Source organism: Flavobacterium sp. N2038, from assembly GCF_025947185.1.
Taxonomy (GTDB): Bacteria; Bacteroidota; Bacteroidia; order Flavobacteriales; family Flavobacteriaceae; genus Flavobacterium.
The window spans coordinates 454,689-474,279 of sequence record NZ_CP110001.1 but is presented as its reverse complement, the minus strand read 5'-3'; the positions used below and the strand labels follow the sequence as shown (position 1 = coordinate 474,279).

19 protein-coding genes are annotated in these 19,591 nt (G+C 32.7%); 8 read left to right on the top strand and 11 right to left on the bottom strand.

What is annotated here, in order from left to right:
- Positions 1 to 71 precede the first annotated feature (71 nt).
- From OLM51_RS02000 to OLM51_RS01970, 7 genes are all read right to left on the bottom strand, one after another.
- Positions 72 to 1,088, bottom strand: coding sequence for an HAD family hydrolase (locus OLM51_RS02000; protein ID WP_264552750.1), 1,017 nt, complete (start codon positions 1,086 to 1,088; stop codon positions 72 to 74).
- Positions 1,089 to 1,155: 67 nt separating this feature from the next.
- The gene (locus tag OLM51_RS01995) at positions 1,156 to 2,826 is read right to left on the bottom strand and encodes an arylsulfatase (RefSeq protein ID WP_264552749.1); all 1,671 of its coding nucleotides are present in this window, start codon (positions 2,824 to 2,826) and stop codon (positions 1,156 to 1,158) included.
- Between the two features lie 679 nt (positions 2,827 to 3,505).
- Positions 3,506 to 4,939: a pyruvate kinase gene (gene pyk / locus OLM51_RS01990; RefSeq protein ID WP_264552748.1), complete on the bottom strand. Its 1,434-nt coding sequence runs from the start codon at positions 4,937 to 4,939 to the stop codon at positions 3,506 to 3,508.
- Positions 4,940 to 4,944: 5 nt separating this feature from the next.
- The gene (locus OLM51_RS01985) at positions 4,945 to 5,433 is read right to left on the bottom strand and encodes an IPExxxVDY family protein (RefSeq protein ID WP_213258526.1); all 489 of its coding nucleotides are present in this window, start codon (positions 5,431 to 5,433) and stop codon (positions 4,945 to 4,947) included.
- Between the two features lie 125 nt (positions 5,434 to 5,558).
- Positions 5,559 to 6,299 (bottom strand): ribonuclease III, encoded by a 741-nt coding sequence (gene rnc, locus OLM51_RS01980; protein WP_264552747.1) that lies wholly within the window; start codon positions 6,297 to 6,299, stop codon positions 5,559 to 5,561.
- A 9-nt stretch (positions 6,300 to 6,308) separates the two neighbouring features.
- The gene (fabF, locus tag OLM51_RS01975; RefSeq protein WP_264552746.1) at positions 6,309 to 7,562 is read right to left on the bottom strand and encodes a beta-ketoacyl-ACP synthase II; all 1,254 of its coding nucleotides are present in this window, start codon (positions 7,560 to 7,562) and stop codon (positions 6,309 to 6,311) included.
- 245 nt (positions 7,563 to 7,807) lie between these two features.
- Positions 7,808 to 8,044 (bottom strand): acyl carrier protein, encoded by a 237-nt coding sequence (locus OLM51_RS01970; RefSeq protein ID WP_007137004.1) that lies wholly within the window; start codon positions 8,042 to 8,044, stop codon positions 7,808 to 7,810.
- A gap of 175 nt (positions 8,045 to 8,219) precedes the next feature.
- Here OLM51_RS01970 and purN point away from each other — a divergent pair, with 175 nt between their 5' ends.
- Both purN and rnhA read left to right on the top strand, forming a co-directional pair.
- A complete protein-coding gene (gene purN, locus OLM51_RS01965; protein WP_264552745.1) occupies positions 8,220 to 8,783 on the top strand; it encodes a phosphoribosylglycinamide formyltransferase in 564 nt (187 codons plus the stop codon).
- Between the two features lie 135 nt (positions 8,784 to 8,918).
- Positions 8,919 to 9,395 carry a ribonuclease HI gene (gene rnhA / locus OLM51_RS01960; protein WP_264552744.1) on the top strand — a complete coding sequence of 159 codons (477 nt, stop codon included), beginning with the start codon at positions 8,919 to 8,921 and terminating at the stop codon, positions 9,393 to 9,395.
- Positions 9,396 to 9,444: 49 nt separating this feature from the next.
- Here rnhA and OLM51_RS01955 read toward each other — a convergent pair whose 3' ends face one another.
- The gene (locus OLM51_RS01955; RefSeq protein ID WP_264552743.1) at positions 9,445 to 9,795 is read right to left on the bottom strand and encodes a DUF6249 domain-containing protein; all 351 of its coding nucleotides are present in this window, start codon (positions 9,793 to 9,795) and stop codon (positions 9,445 to 9,447) included.
- A 296-nt stretch (positions 9,796 to 10,091) separates the two neighbouring features.
- On the opposite strand from OLM51_RS01955, the gene OLM51_RS01950 reads away from it, so the two are divergent.
- From OLM51_RS01950 to OLM51_RS01940, 3 genes are all read left to right on the top strand, one after another.
- Positions 10,092 to 10,679 carry an RNA polymerase sigma factor gene (locus tag OLM51_RS01950; protein ID WP_264552742.1) on the top strand — a complete coding sequence of 196 codons (588 nt, stop codon included), beginning with the start codon at positions 10,092 to 10,094 and terminating at the stop codon, positions 10,677 to 10,679.
- Positions 10,663 to 11,058, top strand: coding sequence for a hypothetical protein (locus OLM51_RS01945; RefSeq protein ID WP_264552741.1), 396 nt, complete (start codon positions 10,663 to 10,665; stop codon positions 11,056 to 11,058). Before OLM51_RS01950 ends, OLM51_RS01945 begins: the two co-directional genes overlap by 17 nt.
- Before the next feature lie 79 nt (positions 11,059 to 11,137).
- A complete protein-coding gene (locus tag OLM51_RS01940) occupies positions 11,138 to 12,028 on the top strand; it encodes an alpha/beta hydrolase family protein (RefSeq protein ID WP_264552740.1) in 891 nt (296 codons plus the stop codon).
- Positions 12,029 to 12,119: 91 nt separating this feature from the next.
- Here OLM51_RS01940 and OLM51_RS01935 read toward each other — a convergent pair whose 3' ends face one another.
- Positions 12,120 to 12,686: a hypothetical protein gene (locus tag OLM51_RS01935; protein ID WP_264552739.1), complete on the bottom strand. Its 567-nt coding sequence runs from the start codon at positions 12,684 to 12,686 to the stop codon at positions 12,120 to 12,122.
- Positions 12,687 to 12,930: 244 nt separating this feature from the next.
- Between OLM51_RS01935 and OLM51_RS01930 the strand changes: the two genes are divergently transcribed.
- A complete protein-coding gene (locus OLM51_RS01930) occupies positions 12,931 to 13,854 on the top strand; it encodes a PfkB family carbohydrate kinase (protein WP_053472906.1) in 924 nt (307 codons plus the stop codon).
- A gap of 79 nt (positions 13,855 to 13,933) precedes the next feature.
- Entirely contained in the window at positions 13,934 to 15,832 is a 1,899-nt protein-coding gene (locus OLM51_RS01925) for an amidophosphoribosyltransferase (protein ID WP_264552738.1), read from the top strand.
- Between the two features lie 804 nt (positions 15,833 to 16,636).
- Here the strand turns inward: OLM51_RS01925 and OLM51_RS01920 are convergent.
- A complete protein-coding gene (locus tag OLM51_RS01920) occupies positions 16,637 to 17,245 on the bottom strand; it encodes a superoxide dismutase (RefSeq protein ID WP_264552737.1) in 609 nt (202 codons plus the stop codon).
- Positions 17,246 to 17,383: 138 nt separating this feature from the next.
- Positions 17,384 to 18,010, bottom strand: a complete 627-nt coding sequence (pth, locus tag OLM51_RS01915; RefSeq protein WP_264552736.1) for an aminoacyl-tRNA hydrolase — start codon at positions 18,008 to 18,010, stop codon at positions 17,384 to 17,386.
- 250 nt (positions 18,011 to 18,260) lie between these two features.
- On the opposite strand from pth, the gene OLM51_RS01910 reads away from it, so the two are divergent.
- On the top strand, positions 18,261 to 19,478 hold the full coding sequence (locus OLM51_RS01910) for an MFS transporter (protein WP_264552735.1): 1,218 nt from the start codon (positions 18,261 to 18,263) through the stop codon (positions 19,476 to 19,478).
- The last annotated feature ends 113 nt before the right edge of the window (positions 19,479 to 19,591 follow it).

The following is a 19,591-nucleotide window of genomic DNA, read 5'->3' as shown; positions in this document are numbered from 1 at the left end:
TAGGAATAAATTATACAATCTTTAATTCTAAAATTTTAGGGCAGAAAAGCTATTTTTATTTCAAATTCTAATTATTTGTCAGGGAATATTTTTTTCCAGTCATCTTTCATGCTGATTACATGATATTTGTATTTTGCAGCAGTGCTTAGCGACAGATTATCTTTTTCCTGATAATTGTATTCTCTTATAGAATCGTTATGGTTTACAATCAATTGAAAAGAGGGATATTTATTTCCCTGAGAATATCTTAACATGGCAAGATCTCCGGCTCCGCCTTCGTTTCCACAGGCAAAAACTGGTCTTTGGCCAATATGCAATTGTATCCCGACAGGTTTTCCTTCTTTATCATTAAAATGATCTAAAGCAGGTTCTCTTAAGATTGCATTTTTAGCATCGTCAAATTTATATTTGAATGAAGTTCCAACAACCTGATCTTTTGGGATCCCATAATAATCCTGAGATATTGCTCTGACAACTTCAACCGTTCCACCAGTAACAATAAAAGTTTTGAAACCATTTGCGCGCAAATAATTTAAAAGCTCCAATTGAGGTTGGTATCTGATTTGTTTTATCGGAACATTTTTTCCAGGATATTGGGCACCAGCAAAAAACTCTTTTGTAGAAGCTTCAAACTCATCTTCGGTCATTCCGGTATGAGTTGCAGCAACCAATTCTATAAGTGCTTTATCTCCTCCTTTTTCAAAAAAAGTTTTGTCTTTTTCTACAACAGCTTTAAAAGGCTGTTTTTGTGCTAAAGCAGGATTTGCTTCTACCATTTTTTTAACTCGATAAAAAGCAAATAGCTCTTGAACATAAGGCTTTTCAGCCCAAAGTGTTCCGTCATTGTCAAAGGTTGCAATTCTATCTTCTATCGGAATAAAATCAGGGCTTCCTTCTTTAGTTACTTTTTCAACGTATGCAATAATATCTTTTTTTAAAGCTCCGTCATTCCAACTAGGTAAAGGATCACCACTGGTTACAGTACTTTCTGTACTATCTTTTGGATTAACTGTTGTACCTTCTTCAGATTTTTTACATGAAATAAATAAAAAAATCATCGCAGGGATTAGTAATATTTTTTTTTGCATATCAAATAGTTTTAAATGAAAAGAAACAGGGTTTTAATAAACCCTGTCTTCTTTAATGTTCAATAAATTATTTTTTCTTTTTTGAAGTATCTTCTGCTTCTTCTTTTAATTTAGGCATCACATTTTTTTCTATATATTGTTTTGCCTTGATATCTTTCATAGCTTCTTCCATAATAGTATAAGCTGAGAAACTTGGTGGAATTGATCTTGGTGGATAATCTTTAAATGTTTCTGCAAAAACAACCACATCCTGAATTGCTCCATACATTAATTGTACGTGATTCAGTTGCCAGTCCCAAAAAGTATTTGAAGTTATATCGGCTCTTTCAAAAGGATCCTGATACAAATTGAATATTTTTTGCAGACGAAGTTTTGTAAAAGGTTCTGCCCAAACTCCCAATGTTCCTTCTAGCCGTTGTTCAGCAAAAACATATTTATAATCTCCTTCTCTCAAACCAACTAAAAGACCATCATCATCTGTATAGAAGAATTTATCTCTGGCGCTTTTTTGTGTTTTGCCTTCTAAAAATTTACTTTGATCAAAACCATCTAAGTGAACCTTATATGTTTTCCCGTTTGCAGAATAACCTTTTAAAAGTTTATTTACGATATCTGGCTCGCCTGCAATTGAAGCGAATGTAGGAATCCAGTCATTATGGCTCATTAATTCAGTAGTTACTCCTGGTTTAATGTGTCCTGGCCAACGCACGATACAAGGTACACGGAAAGCTCCTTCCCAGTTTGTATTTTTTTCTGAACGGAATGGTGTCATGGCTCCATCAGGCCATGTGTTCATATGAGGGCCATTGTCTGTAGAATATACCACAATAGTATTATCTGCAATTCCTAACTCGTCTAAAGCTTTTAAAATGCTTCCGATAGTTTCATCATGTTCGATCATACCATCAATATATTCACTGTCTCCATGTGTATATCTTCCTCTGTGTTCTTTTCTAACGTGTGTACGAAGGTGCATACGAGTAGCATTAAACCAGCAGAAAAATGGTTTGCCCGCAGCGTTTTGTCTTTTGATAAAATCAATAGCTGCTGCTGATGTTTCGTCATCAACGGTTTCCATTCTTTTTTTAGTAAGTGCTCCGGTATCTTCAATTTTTTGCTTTCCTACTCTTCCAAATCTAGGATCTGTTGTCGCATCATCAACATTTGTTGCTGTACATTTTAAAACTCCTCTTGGTCCAAATTTTTTCAAATACTCCGGATCTTTAGGATAATCTGGCAATTCTGGTTCTTCTTCGGCATTTAAGTGATACAGATTACCAAAAAATTCATCAAAGCCGTTGACAGTTGGTAAACTTTCGTTACGATCTCCAACGTGATTTTTACCAAACTGACCTGTTACATATCCTAAATTCTTCATTATTCCACCAACTGAAGGATCTAACTGACTCATTCCCATTGGTGCTCCCGGAAAACCAACCTTTGTAAGTCCTGTTCTAAGACCATGCTGTCCCGTTAAAAAAGCAGCACGTCCTGCAGTACAGCTTTGTTCTCCGTAATAATGAAGGAAACGCAGCCCTTCATTTGCTAAACGATCAATGTTGGGTGTGGTATATCCCATAAGTCCATCGCTATAGGCGCTAATATTGGTAGTTCCAATATCATCGCCCCAAAGGACTAAGATATTCGGTTTTTTTGCATTTTGGGCTTCTATCTGTGGAGCGGCAAAGCAGGCCAATGCAAAGAGCAGTATTGCATTTCTGAAATTACTTTTTTTCATGGTAATAAGATTCGTTAATAATTTTTGTTATATGTGAGCTTAATGGTTCAAAAAAATAATGTGGAAAGCACAAATTTTAAAAAACATATCTCCAGACAGGTTGCATTTTTTGGATATGTTTCAAATTCATTTTGTTTCAAATTTGGAACGAAAATTTTTTAACTTTTTTTTAAGTTTCTCAAATTTAACTAATAAATAAGCGAAGAATAGTGTTTTATCGGACTGAGCTTGTTTCATTTTATAAAATGAAACAACAAAATTTTAAAATTTGCACCAAAATGTTTCATTTTATAAAATGAAACATTTTAAAAATTTGAATATCAAATACTTGCAACTTATTTTTGGGAGCTTGGCTCATGTAAATAGACGGGCAGTTTTGTCTAGTTTTTTTACCAAAAAGCTAAACATAATTATCTCAAAATCAGATTAGTTACAAAGGAAAATGTTCTTTTTGATAGAAAAAACACATAAAAATAGTATTAAACTATTTTCCGCGGTACCATTTTGGGGTATTATTATAGGAAATAACCTCTTTTTGTTTAGGGGTAATAAGATTTTGCGAGTGCTCACTTTGTTTTTCAAAATAAGCTGATTTAGTGTCAACTTATTTTAGGACGAGACAGATAATAAAAAAAAAGCCACTTTAATAAGTGGCTTTTTGTAAATATGTAGAAAATAATTATTCGATTTCAGAAACTCTCATGGTGTTAACCATTCCTTTATCTTTAATTGGCATTGCTGCAAGGTTAATCAAATAATCTCCTTTTGTAGCATAACCTTTTTCAACTGCAATTCTGTTTACATCAGTAACAGTATCATCAGTGCTTTCTTCGTTATCATAGAAGAAAGATTTAACTCCCCATAACAAATTCAATTGTGTTAAGATTCTTCTGTTTGAAGTGAATACTAAAATATGTGCAGAAGATGGTCTCCAGGCTGAAATTTGAAAAGCGGTATAACCACTATTTGTTAAGGTACAAATAGCTTTAGCTTCAATTTCGTTTGCTAACAAAGCTGCCTGATGACAAACTGTTTTAGTAACAAAACGTTTTGTTTTAATTTGAGGTGTGTTTTGTGGAACATGAATAAGTTCAGAATTTTCTACTGCTTCACAAATTTGTGTCATTCTCTGGATAACCTGTACCGGATAATTACCTGTAGCAGTTTCTCCAGACAACATTACAGCATCTGCACCATCCATTACTGAGTTTGCAACGTCATTAACTTCTGCTCTTGTTGGAGTTAAGCTTGTAATCATTGTTTCCATCATTTGAGTAGCAACGATAACAGGAATTCTGGCAGTTTTTGCTCTTCTGATCAGGTCTTTTTGAACCAATGGAACTTCATGAGCAGGAAGTTCAACTCCAAGATCTCCACGAGCCACCATTAAACCATCGCAATATGCTACAATTTTATCCATGTTCTCAAGAGCTTCCGGCATTTCAATTTTAGCAATAATTGGAATTTTAACATCAGAATGTTTCGCAATCAATTCTTGTAAATCTTGTAAATCGCGTGGCGTTTTCACGAACGAAAGTGCAATCCAGTCTACTTTTTGCTCAATTGCAAAAATAGCATCAGCAATATCTTTTTCGGTTAAAGCCGGTAAAGATATTTTTGTGTTTGGAAGATTAACCCCTTTTTTAGATTTTAATTCTCCACCTTGAATAACTTTAGCAACAACTTCTGTTTTTTTATCTGTTGAAACAATTTCAAAAATAAGTTTACCATCGTCAAGCAAAATACGCTCTCCAACATTTACATCATTTGGGAAATTCTGATATTTCATAAATGCTTTTTTTGCATTTCCGATAATATCTTCTGCAGTTGTAAAAGTAATTTCGTCTCCATCATGTACAACAGTACCTTCTTCCATTACACCAACTCTAAGTTTTGGTCCTTGCAAATCACCAAGAATTGCAGTAGTATAACCAAACTCTTCGTTTAAGCCTCTAATAATATCGATTTTTTCTTTTACTCCTTCGTAATCAGCATGCGAAAAATTGATTCTAAACACATTAACCCCTGCCTCGATCATATCCTTGATAATCTCTCTCGTACTACATGCGGGACCAAGTGTAGCAACAATTTTGGTTTTCTTGTTTGTTAACATTTTTTTTAAAAAATTAGATTGTTTTTTGATTTTATTTTATTGGTGTCCACAGCATAAACAGCCGCAACACTTTCTATTGAATTTAAATGTTGTTGAATTTCTGAAAAATCGACAGCCTCTTCGCTGTTTTCAATTTTCAGGAAAAAATCTACTTTTTTGAATTCAGGAAGTAAATGAATTGTTGTAGAAACCTCACTTGTTTCATTAGAAAACAAATTCTGGAAATCATTTGTACTCACGGAAATGATCTCATTTTTATTCTGAATCAAATTCCATGAAACAGCTTTTTCAGAATCATAATAATAAAATCTCGAAAAATTTGCCTCGCCTTCTTTTGTTTGAGCATGGATCTCGTTTTTGCTCTTACTTAAGTTAATCGGAAGGTTTTTATTGATAAAATAGGCCAATCGATAATCTTCTAATGAAGTATGAATTGCCATTAAATAATAATCAATTTCGTCAAATTCGTCTAAATCCAATCTATGAATAGCCATGTCATGAAAAATCAAGTTGTAAATATACTATTTCTAACGGAGCATCAATAGTTATCAGCTGGATGTTTTTGTTAATTTATAAACGAAAACGATATAGCCTTAAGAAAATTACAGCATTCTTGTAGTTATTTCTTGTCAATTTTTTCTTGAAATGCAAAATAAGCACGTTGGGATGCTTTTTCTTCTGCTTTCTTTTTCGAAGTTGCTCGCGCTCTTGCGATTACTTTATCGTCTATGCTTAATTTTACACCAAATAAGCGTTGTCCGTCAATACCGTTATCTTCGAAAATGTCATAATGAAAAACTCTTTTTTCTTTCTGACACCATTCGATAACTAAGCTTTTGTAACTAATTACTTTTCCTTCAAGTCTTGCAATATCGACATAAGGTGTAATGACTCTTTTTTGAATAAATCTTTCGCAATAAGAGTACCCTTTGTCCAGATAGATAGCGCCAATCAGTGATTCAAAAATATTACCGTGTATGTTTTCTCCAAAGTGCTGTACAGGTACTTTACTTTCTACAAATCGCACTAAATTTAAATCTTTACCGAGTTCGTTTAAGTGTTCACGGCTTACTATTTTAGAGCGCATTTTTGTTAAATAACCCTCATCTCCATTTGGGGCCTTATTAAATAAATGTGCGGCAATAACGGCACTTAACATAGCGTCTCCCAAAAATTCTAAACGTTCATAATTTATTGGATGACCCGCTTCGTCCAGCTTGTTTGATGACCTGTGAGTAAAAGCTTTTCGGTAAAATTCAATGTTTGAAGGCTGAAAACCAAGAATTTTCTGAATAGTGTCAAAAAAAATCCCGTCTTCTAGAGAACGGGATTTAGAAAATATTTTTTTGATAATATTCATAAACAGAAATTACTCAGCAATTTTTTTAAACAATACGCAAGCATTGTGTCCACCAAAACCAAAAGTATTACTCATTGCAACATTTACCTCTCTGTGTTGAGGTTTGTTTAAAGTAAGGTTCAATGACGGATCAATTTTTTCGTCTACAACAGTATGGTTAATCGTTGGAGGAACAATTCCGTGCTTCATTGCTAAGATTGAAGCAATTGCCTCAATAGCTCCTGCAGCACCTAGTAAGTGTCCTGTCATTGATTTGGTAGAATTGATATTGATGTTTTTAGCATGATCACCAAAAACAGCGCTAATCGCTTTTAACTCAGCAACATCTCCTAATGGAGTAGAAGTTCCGTGAGTATTAATATGATCAACATCTTCAGGATTCATTCCTGCGTCTCTTAATGTATTTTTCATTACTGCGATAACACCAATTCCTTCCGGATGAGGTGCAGTTAAATGGTAAGCATCAGATGACATTCCGCCTCCACCAATTTCACAGTAAATTTTTGCTCCTCTGGCTTTTGCGTGTTCGTAATCTTCAAGAACTAAAGCTCCTGCTCCTTCTCCTAAAACAAAACCATCTCTGGTTGCATCAAAAGGTCTTGAAGCTGTTTCCGGGCTTTCATTTCTTGTTGATAAAGCATGCATAGAGTTAAAACCTCCCATACCTGCAATAGTAATGGCAGCTTCTGAACCACCAGATACAATAATGTCACACATTCCTAAACGGATGTAGTTGAAGGCATCGATTAATGCATTTGCAGAAGATGCACATGCAGAAACAGTAGTATAATTTGGACCCATATAACCATTACGCATAGAAATATGCGCAGGAGCAATATCGGCAATCATTTTTGGAATAAAAAACGGATTGAACTTTGGAGTTCCATCACCTTTAGCATAGTAAATTACTTCTTCCTGGAAAGTTTCTAAACCTCCAATTCCTGCTCCCCAAATAACACCAACTCTTGTTTTGTCGACATTATCATCTGTAAGTCCAGCATCTTTGATAGCTTCATCACTGGCAGCAACTGCATATTGAGCAAATTTATCTAATCTACGAGATTCCTTGCGATCCATGTAATCTTCAATATTGAAGTTTTTCACTTCGCAGGCAAATTTCGTTTTATGCTTCTCTGTATCATAATATGTGATAGGAGCGGCTCCGCTTACTCCATTCACAAGTGCATTCCAATAATCCTGGATATTATTCCCGATAGGAGTAAGTGCACCTAATCCTGTTACCACAACTCGCCTTAATGCCATAAATTATGTATTTTGTGTCTTTAAACAAATAAAACCCACGCTTTCTTAACAGTTTTATTACTTAAGAGCCATGGGTGGTATTACAAATAAATATATCTTTTTGATTGAAAATCAATCGAAATTTAAATTTTAAAAAAAATAATAACACCCGATTTTTAGAAAATCCAATTTTTCAAAAAAACAAATCCCAATTTTGGAATTTGAACATTCAAATTTGGAATTTTTAAAATTCGGGTGTGGTATTATTATTTTTTAGCTTCCTCGATATAAGAAATAGCTTGACCTACAGTAGCAATGTTTTCTGCTTGATCGTCTGGAATTTGAATATCAAATTCTTTTTCGAATTCCATAATAAGCTCAACAGTGTCTAATGAGTCAGCTCCTAAATCATTAGTGAAGCTTGCTTCTGTTACAACTTCGTTTTCGTCAACACCTAATTTGTCTACGATAATCGCTTTTACTCTTGATGCAATGTCTGACATAATCTTTAATTTTAGAATTTAATTTGTTGGCAAAAATAAAAAACTTTATTTTAAAACCACGATTTAGTTTATAAATGTAACACTAATTTATAAAATTAATTTCAAGAAAGCCGTTTTAAAGCTATTTATTTTCGATTTTTATTCCGTTTTTTGCAGTATTAAAATTAACTCTTTTATGAAAAAAATCATCGTTTTTGCCTCAGGATCAGGAACTAATGCGGAGAACATTATAAAATATTTTTCGAAAATTGAAATTGCAAAGGTTGTTTCTGTTTTTACAAATAATGCTTCGGCAAAAGTTATCGAAAGAGCAAAAAATCATCAAATTCCAGTCGAAATCTTCTCAAAAAATGAACTTTTAGAAAGAAATGTATTACAAAAAATACAGGAAATCGACCCGGATTTGATAGTTCTTGCAGGTTTCTTATTGAAGTTTCCGGAAAACATAATTGAGCAATATCCAAATAAAATAATTAATATTCATCCTGCGCTTTTGCCCAATTATGGAGGTAAAGGAATGTATGGTATGCACATACACAGAGCTATAGTAAATAATAAGGAAAAGGAAACCGGAATTTCGATTCATTATGTAAACGAGAATTACGATGAAGGCGGTATTATTTTTCAGGCAAACGTAGCCTTAACGGAGGAAGATACTCCGGAAACTGTAGCCGAGAAGATTCACGAATTAGAACAAAAACATTTTCCTGAGATTATTCATAGATTATTGGAAGAATAAAAAAAAAAATAAACCATATAAGTCATATAAGCATATATAAGTTGGTCGTTTAAAAACTATCGCCATTTTGATAAAGAAATATAAGCGGTAAGAATTAAATGAACTTATATTACTTATATGGTGAAAAATAAAAAAATGAATCACGAAGTACATATATATACAGATGGCGCTGCAAAAGGAAATCCGGGTAATGGAGGTTATGGTGTAGTAATGGAGTTGGTTGGCACGCCACATAAAAAAGAATTCTATGAAGGTTTTCGTTTAACTACTAATAATAGAATGGAGCTTCTGGCTGTAATTGTTGGTTTGGAAAAATTGAAGAAGCCAAATATGAAAGTTTTAGTAGTCTCTGATTCTAAATATGTAGTAGACTCTGTGGAGAAAAAATGGGTTTTAGGCTGGGAGAAAAAGAATTTTGCCGGTCGTAAAAATCCCGATTTGTGGAAAAGGTTTTTAATTTCTTACCGCAAACATCAGGTTGATTTTAAATGGATAAAAGGGCATAATAATCATCCTCAAAACGAACGCTGCGATCAATTGGCTGTAATGGCATCACAGCAGGCTAAGCTTTCTGTAGATGTTTATTATGAAACAATAGGATCTAAAGAATAAAAAAAAAGCATCAAATATTTGATGCTTTTTTTTGTACGAAGATGCATTTTTATTCTTCTTTATCTAAATCTTTTGCCGTTTTAAAGCCAACTAAAAGTCCAATACCAGCCATTACAAAAATAATTGAAGGATAAACCGCTCCATCATTTAATGACGTATAAGTTGTAATTAATAAAGCAATAAAAATTCCAACACCGCTACCTATTAATAAGAAAGCAAGATTTACAACAAAGATTTTCCAGGCAGAACCGCCTTTGGCTCTTCCTTTTAAAAATATGCTGGCATCAACGCCTTTTTCTATAAGAGCCAGACGTTCTCTGTTTCTTGTTGAATAAATAAGATAGACAATCCCGAAGATTGTTGCGCAAAAACTAAATGGTACTAATACTTCTGGTCCCATGATTTATATTGTTTTAATTGATTGATATTCCATATGACGACACCTTTTTATTTGAGGTTACAACATTTAGATGAAATTTTCAATTTTTAAATTCCAAATCCCAAAAGTTGCTGATAATCAATTAATTTTGATTGCTAAATTATTTTACACACCATAACTTTGACAAAGTTCACTATATATAATTGTGTCAATTGAAATTTGGAATTTGATTTTTGGTATTTCATCCCAATTAAAATTTGGAATTTATTTTTCAAAATTCTTGTAACCTAAAATAACAAACTGTCGTCCTATATAATATGAGTACTTTAAATGATCAGCATTATATCGATAGAATCCTGCAGGGAGAAACAAATTTGTTTGCCGTGCTGGTGGATCGTTATAAGGATATGATTTTTACATTGTCGCTCAAAATGGTTAAAAACAAAGAAGAAGCCGAAGAAGCTGCACAAGATACTTTTATTAAAGTGTATAATTCTTTGAGTAAGTTTAAAGGGGATTCTAAATTCTCAACCTGGATTTATAAAATTGCTTATAACGCTTGTTTAGACCGTTTAAAGAAAAACAAAAAAGAAGATTTAAATATTTCGATAGATGAATTTTCATCGCATTTAGTCAAAACAATGGACAATGCTTTGAGCGCTTTAGAAGATAAAGAACGAAAGCAGGCCATTCAGAATTGTTTAAATTTGTTGCCGAGAGAAGATAATTTTTTACTGACTTTATTTTATTTTGAAGATCAGAATTTAGAAGAAATTGGCAAAATAATGGATATAAACGCTAATAATGTCAAGGTGAAATTATTTAGAAGCCGACAAAAATTAGCCGTAATTTTAAAAAAGCAGTTAGAACCGGAAATAGTAGAGTGTTATGAAAGAGGAAGATAAAAATTTAGAAAATCTTATTGAGAAAATGATGGCCGAAAATACTTTGCAATCGCCATCTGTTGACTTTACTTCAAACTTAATGTCGCAAATTCTTGTTGCTGAAAAAGCCAAAATTAAACCTTACAAACCATTGATTTCAACATCAATGTGGGTGTTTATTGGAGTGGCAGTAGTTCTTTTAGTAATTTACAATACTCTTTTTGCTGGGGTAGAAAATAATATAGAAATAGGAAAATCGTACACTGATAAGATTTCGGCAATCGTTTCCGGAATCCATATTTCAAAAACTTTATTGTACGCTATTTTAATAGTTCCTTTTATGATTTTAATTCAAATTGGTCTTTTGAAGAATTATTTTGACAAGAAGTATCAGTTGTAAAAAATTTAAAATCAATTAAAAAGAATACATTGATAATTGTGAATTAAAAATAAAAAATAAACTTGTAATTTTTAATAGCATGCTAAAAGCAAAAAAAATATACACGAATTCGCTCTTAATAGTACTGTTTTTTGTCACTAGTTATGCATCAGCACTTCCACCCAACTTTACTACTAAGGAAATAAAATTTGTTAGTGAAGGAATTTCACTCGCCGGAACCGTTTTTACACCTAACAATATACAGACGGCCGTTGTGATTGTTCACGGATCTGGACAAGAAAAAAGAATGATAGACTTTGCAACAATTCTAGCCAATAATGGAATTGCAGTTTTAACGTATGATAAACGTGGAGTCGGAGAATCAGCTGGGATATATGCCGGGCCTGAAGTGGGAACTAACAATGTTGACTTCTCAAACCTAAATCTTTTGTCTTTAGATGCGAGTGCTGCCGTAAATACTTTATCTAAATCTCTATCAAATAATAAAATATCAATAGGTCTCATTGGAGGTAGTCAAGCTGGATGGATAATTCCATTGGCTGCAGAAAAAAATAAGGAAGTCAAATTTATGACCATATTTAGCGGAGCGCTTATAACGGTTAAAGAACAATTGAGATTCCAATTTTATACAAATGGAGATAAAAAGTTTTGGGATACACACTCCGAAGAGGAGGCAAGAAAACATGTATTCAATGACCCTGATAAATATGAGTTTGTTGACACCGATCCCAAAGGTATTCTTGCTAAATTATCAATTCCGGGAATCTGGATTTTTGGTGGTAAAGACATCCAAGTTCCTGTGAAATTATCAATCGAATATCTTGATAAATTAAAATCTAAAGGAAAACATTATGAATATAAATTGTTCCCAAACTTGGGTCACAATACAGCTTTTTCAGACGATGAAGAGCCTATGAAAGATGCTATCAATTGGATTAAAAATATAAACAAACTAAAGAATCATAAATAAAAAATGATAGAAAATATCGTTAACAGTCACGACAACATATTTTGAATTTTCTAAAAAAAAATCTTTTGATAAGAAGTTTGAGTTGTAATTTTTATTTAAAAGAATCTTCTCTTTTTCTTATATAATATCTCACTTGCGGATCATTAAAACTGATATCATATCGGTTTAAATACAGCAAATAGCTAATTGTAGAATATTCTTCTGATTCTATAATTGCTTTTTTAAGTTCAAATTGTCCTTTATTATAAGATGGTTTCGAATATTTTTTCAGAAATTTTTCGAAGCCTAATTGAGTATATTCTTTTTGTATTTTCTTATTTAATTTAAATTTCTTTTCGATAATAAGTCGAGAATTTTCATCAAATACAAAATCTTCATCTAAAAAAGTTTCTAAAAATATTTTGTAAGATTTATAGCTTTTTGAATAGTACAGCTTGTAAGACGCATATAGAAAATTTTCAGTTGTCATGAAAATATCATTATGATTTGTCATCAAATAGACATCTGAAAATCCATAAGGAATAAATGCATATAATTCATCTTTTTCATTATCTCTAAGGGCTAACTTTTCAATCATTTCCTCAGAAAAATTAGGTTCTTTTCTTTCGCAGGAAATCAAAAGACAAAACAATATTATTAAAGGTATAATTTTCTTCATAAATGAGATTTGGTGTTGAAACAAAACTAGCAAAAATATTCAGCGTTTTTCTCAAAATAAATATTGCAATTTAATTCTGATAATCCTATTTTGAGCATTCAGAATGAATTACTATAATTTACTCATTTACAATAGTTTTGACCCCGAAAAAGGCATTCTTTTTTTAAGAAAATTTTGAGAACCTAAACCATTGCAATATTGCAACTTATAGAGTATCTTTGCACCCTAATTCGAAATTCATAAAATGAATAAATTATTGATTGTTGGAACGGTTGCTTTCGACGCGATTGAAACTCCTTTCGGAAAAACAGATAAAATATTAGGTGGTGCTGCAACGTACATTGGTTTATCAGCATCCTTTTTTAACTTGCAATCGGCTATTGTTTCTGTAGTTGGAGACGATTTTCCTCAAGAACATTTAGATTTATTGACTTCAAAAAATATCGATATCTCTGGTATCGAAATTGTTAAAGGTGGTAAAACCTTTTTCTGGAGTGGTTTATACCACAACGATCTAAACTCTAGAGATACTTTGGTTACTGAATTAAACGTTTTGGCAGATTTTCAGCCAAAAGTTCCTCAAAACTACAAAGACGCTGATGTTGTGATGTTAGGAAACTTACACCCATTAGTACAAAGTAGTGTTTTAGATCAATTAGAGAAAAAACCAAAGTTAGTAGTTTTAGACACTATGAACTTTTGGATGGACTGCGCTCTTCCAGAACTTTTAGACGTTATTAAACGAGTAGATGTTATTACAATCAATGACGAAGAAGCAAGACAACTTTCTGGTGAATATTCATTAGTAAAAGCGGCTGCCAAAATCCAGGATATGGGACCAAAATATGTGGTGATCAAAAAAGGAGAACACGGCGCACTTTTATTCCACAATAGAGAAGTATTTTTTGCACCAGCTTTACCATTAGAAGATGTTTTTGATCCAACAGGAGCAGGAGACACTTTTGCAGGTGGTTTCTCTGGATTTATTGCACAAAGTGAAAATATTTCATTTAACAATTTGAAGAATGCAATTATTTATGGTTCAAATTTAGCTTCGTTCTGCGTAGAGAAATTTGGAACTGAAAGGATGGAGACATTAAGCAAAGCAGAAGTAGCGATTCGATTACAGCAATTTAAGTCGTTAACTCAGTTTGACATAGAAATATAATGCCCGAAAGCCTCGATAACACGGGGCTTTTTTATTACGTTAATACACACAACTTACACAACACACAAAAACAAAAACAATGAGCGACGCTTTAAAACACGAATGTGGTATAGCCTTAGTTAGACTTCTTAAACCGCTTGAATATTATAAAGAAAAATACGGAACTGCATTTTACGGAATTCAGAAAATGTATTTAATGATGGAAAAACAGCATAACCGTGGACAAGACGGTGCTGGTTTTGCAAGCATTAAACTTGATGTTGAACCTGGACAACGCTACATCAGCAGAGTTCGTTCAAATCATTCGCAGCCAATACAAGATGTTTTTAAACAAATCAATGAGAGAATCAGCGAAGAATTAAAAGCGAATCCTGAAATTGGTGACGATGTCGATAAAATAAAATCACAAATTCCATACGTTGGAGAATTATTTTTAGGACACGTTCGTTATGGAACTTTCGGAAAAAACAGCATTGAAAGTGTTCACCCTTTTTTACGTCAAAGTAACTGGATGCACCGTAATTTGATTTTAGCCGGAAACTTTAACATGACAAACGTTAAAGAGCTTTTCGAAAATCTGGTTGAGCTTGGACAGCATCCAAAAGAAATGGCAGATACTGTTACGGTAATGGAAAAAATTGGTCATTTCCTTGATAAAGAAGTAATGCAATTGTATCAAGACTGTAAAGCTGAAGGGTATTCAAAAAGAGAAGCTTCTCCGGTAATTGCAGAACGTTTGGACATTGCAAAAATATTAACACGTTCGGCTAAAAACTTAGATGGTGGTTACGCAATGGCTGGGTTATTAGGTCATGGTGATGCCTTTGTTTTTAGAGATCCGGCAGGAATTCGTCCGGCATACTTCTACCAAGATGATGAAGTTGTGGTTGTAGCTTCTGAGCGTCCGGTTATTCAAACGGTATTTAATGTTCCTTTTGAAAGTGTTCAGGAAATCGATCCGGGAAATGCTTTGATTATCAAGAAAAACGGAAAAGTTACCATGAATCAAATTCTGGAACCAACTGTTAAAAAAGCATGTTCGTTTGAAAGAATATATTTCTCAAGAGGAAGCGATGCCGAAATTTATCAGGAACGTAAAAACTTAGGTAAATTAATTTTACCGGCCGTTCTTAATGCAATTGACAGCGATACAGATAATACAGTTTTCTCTTATATTCCAAATACAGCTGAAACTTCATTTTATGGTTTAGTCGAAGCGGCACAGGATTTCTTAAATCAGAGAAAGAACAATTATATTTTAGCCAATAGAAACACACTTACAACTGAAACATTACAAGAATTATTAGCTGTAAAAATACGTACAGAGAAAGTTGCTATTAAAGACGCAAAACTTAGAACGTTTATTACAGAAGATAGTAGTCGTGATGATTTAGTGGCTCACGTTTACGATGTTACCTATGGTGTCATTAAACCAGAAGATAATTTAGTTATTATTGACGACAGTATTGTTCGTGGTACAACGCTAAAAATGAGTATCATTAAAATGATGGATCGTTTAAATCCAAAACGTATTGTAATTGTTTCATCAGCGCCACAAATTCGTTATCCGGATTGCTATGGAATCGATATGGCAAAACTAGAAGGACTTGTTGCTTTTAGAGCGGCTTTAACTTTATTAAAAGAAAGAAATCTATATCATATAGTTGACGAGGTCTATGCTAAATGTAAAGCACAGGAAAACTTTGAAGATAAAGATGTTGTGAATTATGTAACAGCAATCTACGATCAATTTACACCAGAAGAGATTTCAGATAAAATCGCAGAGATGTTAAGCTCTCCTGAGATTAAAGCAGAAGTAAAAATTATTTTCCAAAAAGTAGAAGATTTACATATTGCATGTCCTAAAAATTTAGGAGACTGGTACTTTACAGGAGATTATCCAACTCCGGGAGGAAATCGAGTTGTAAACAGAGCTTTTATGAATTTTTATGAGGGAAAAGACGCAAGAGCGTATTAATAAAATACTAATAAAAGGTTAATTTGTGCATTTCATCGGTTTTTTTTGCCGTTCATCCTGTTTGTTTGGTGAAAATGAAAAGCAATGATACTTTTGAAATACCATAACATTAGTAGGTTAAGTTTATGGTAGATTTGGGGCAAAAAGGGTGGAAGCAATTCCACCTTTTTTATTTTATTCAGATAAGTATTTATAAAAGAGATTGCTAGAATCACTTTATCGAAAATATTTACCATTCATCTAAAAAGTTTTTTTACTACATATAGTCGCCATACATTTACCGAACCATAACATTAGTAGGTTAAGTTTATGGTAGATTTGGGGCAAAAAAGGCGAAAGAGATTTCGCCTTTTTTATTTTCTTTTTTTTTTAGAGAATATAGAACAAAGAATATAGACAAAAAAGAAGTACAGATAAAAAATAGACACATTGTATTTCGGTCTTTCATCTTTTTTCTATGTTCTATAATCTATATTCTATAATCTATTTTCTCGACTCTTCACTCTCTCCTGGTTTAACTTAATCGGATATATTTACCATTCATCTAAAAAGTTTTTTTGCTACAAATAGCTGCCATACATTTACTGAACCATAACATTAGTAGGTTAAGTTTATGGTAGATTTGGGGCAAAAAAGGCGAAAGAGATTTCGCCTTTTTTATTTTCTTTTTTTTCTTTAGAGCAAAGAATAAAGATTATAGAACAAAGAAAAAATATAAATCACAAAAAAAGACGGGTAACACTACGTTATCCGTCTTTTCTCTTTGTTCTATAATCTTTATTCTATAATCTTTACTCTATTCTCTTATTTGTCTAAAGCAAATCTTCTTGCAACTTCTGTCCAGTTAATAACATTAAAGAAAGCTTCGATGTAATCTGGTCTTCTGTTTTGGTAGTTTAAGTAGTAAGCATGTTCCCAAACGTCCATACCTAAAATTGGAGTTCCTTCGCAACCAACTTCCGGCATTAATGGATTATCTTGATTAGGAGTTCCGCAAACATCTAATTTTCCACCTTTTTGTACACATAACCAAGCCCATCCTGAACCAAATTGTGTAGCTCCGGCTTTAGCAAATTTTGCTTTAAATTCTTCAAAAGAACCAAAAGAAGCTTCAATTGCTGCTAATAAATCACCAGTTGGTAATCCTCCTCCGTTTGGAGACATTACAGTCCAGAATAAATTGTGGTTGTAAAAACCTCCACCATTGTTACGAACTGCAGCGTTTGATTTATCTAAGTTGATTAAGATATTTTCGATTGTTTTTCCTTCCAAATCTGTCCCTGCAATAGCTGCATTAAGATTTGTTGTGTATGCATTATGATGTTTAGAATGGTGAATTTCCATTGTACGAGCATCAATATGTGGTTCTAATGCATCATATGCATAAGGTAATTGTGGTAATTCAAAAGCCATGATATTATGATTTTTAGGATTTATAATAATTTATCCAAATTTAGACATTTAACTTTGGAATTGAAAATACTATTTGGTTATTATTCCATTTAATAAATTGATAATTTGGTTTTTAAAGACTTAAATACTTGTAAATCTTTATTTTCCATTAAAAGTTGTCATCGTGTTTTCTAATCCGGCAGTTCCAAAGGATTTTATAATTTCTGCTGATACTTCAAGACGTTCAGTCAATTTTGCCTTTTCATCTTCGTCCCAGTCACCTAAAACATAATCAACTTGTTGCCCTTTTTTAAACTGATCACTGATTCCAAATCTAAAACGGGTATAATTTTGTGTATTCAGTACCAAATTGATGTTTTTTAGGCCATTATGACCTCCATCACTTCCTTTAGGTTTAATTCGGATAGTTCCAAAAGATAAATTCAAATCATCGGTAATTACCAAAATGTTTTCTAATGGAATATTCTCTTTATCCATCCAGTATTTAACAGCTTTTCCGCTGAGATTCATATAAGTATTTGGTTTCAGAAGGAAAAAAGTTCTGCCTTTAAATTTATATTCAGCCAAAGCACCCAACTTTACCGTTTCAAATGAAAGACCTTCTTTTTTAGCTAAAAAATCAAGTACTTTAAATCCAATGTTGTGTCTTGTATTTACGTATTCGGCTCCAATATTACCAAGTCCTACGATTAAATATTTTTTCATATTGTCTATGTTCTCTTCTTTTTGTGTTGATGAAAACAGTTTTGTTATCCATTTTATCATAAGGCAAAAATAGGGTTAATTCGAGAATTGAACAATTAGATAATTGGGAAATATGAAGTGTAGTCGATCATGAAATTGTTTTTTATATGTTTATGAAAATATTTTTGGATGAGTTTATGATAAAGCTTTTTTTTAAAATGGGTCTCAAATTATAAACAATAACGATATAAATAAGGGAAGAACCAGTTAGGATAGATATATAAAAAAGGATTTTTGTACTTTTATGATATAATCCCAAAACGAGATAATTTTGATCAATTTCAATCCATTACAACTTTTTCAGACCAAAGGAAAAATTAAGAAAGTTTACAGAGAAGCAAAAGCTTCTTATTTAAACCGAATTCGTTTTGCGGTTGGAATGTTTTATTTTGGAATGGGTTTAAGTTTTGCCACCTGGGCAAGCCGAATTCCGGATATTAAAACAGCTTTGCACTTAACCGAAGGTGATTTGGGATCTATACTTTTTGCGCTGCCAATGGGGCAATTGGTAATCATGCCTTTTTCAGGAAAAATGGTTACCAAATTTGGAAGTCATCGAATTTTGATCTTTTCTTTAATTATGTACGTATTGTGTCTGGCCAATTTAGGTTTGGCAACAACGGCTTTCCAATTATCTGTGGGTTTATTTTTGTTTGGTTTATTCGGAAATTTGGCCAATATAGCCGTAAATACACAAGGCGTTTATACCGAAGTTCTTTTTAGAAAAACAATCATGTCTTCTTTTCATGGCATGTGGAGCTTTGCCGGATTTACAGGGGCTTTGGTAGGGTTGGGAATGCTGGCTTTGCATTTATCTCCATTACATCATTTTTTAATTGTAGGCGGAGTTGTCTTGTTAATGGTTGCCTTTAATTTTAAATTTTTGGTTAAAGCCAAAGAAAAAATCAAACATAATACAGAGAAAAAGAAATTGTTTGCAAAACCTGATGCCACTTTAATCTGGTTGGGAGTTATTGGTTTTTGCAGTATGGCAAGCGAAGGCGTAATGTTTGACTGGAGTGGTGTTTATTTTAAAGATATTGTAAAAGCTCCCGGGCCTTTAGTAATTTTAGGATATACCTCATTTATGATTATGATGGCCAGCGGAAGATTTTTAGGCGATGGTCTTATTAATAAATTTGGTAGGGAACGCGTGATGCAAATTAGTGGTGTTATGATTTCTGCCGGGCTTTTTACAGCTGTTTTTCTTCCTTATATTGTTCCTTGTACCATTGCATTTATGGCAGTTGGTCTGGGTGTTGCAACGATTGTTCCGACTGTTTATAGTTTGGCCGGAAAAAATCCAACTGTTCCACCAGGAGAAGCTTTAACAATAGTTTCAAGCGTTAGTTTTTTAGGATTTTTAATGGGACCACCAGTAATTGGTCATATTGCTCAAAACTTTGGACTACAGTTTTCTTTTGCCTTTATAGGAATTTTTGGTGTTCTGATCGCCTTTATGGTTTCTAAAATTAGAGTAGAAGCATAATTATAATTGTTTTTATTTTTGATTAATGCTAAATAAAATTTGTAAGAATTTATTTAATATTAAATATTTTGTATATATTTGAATTTAAAGCAGTAACACTTTCGTTTTAAAAT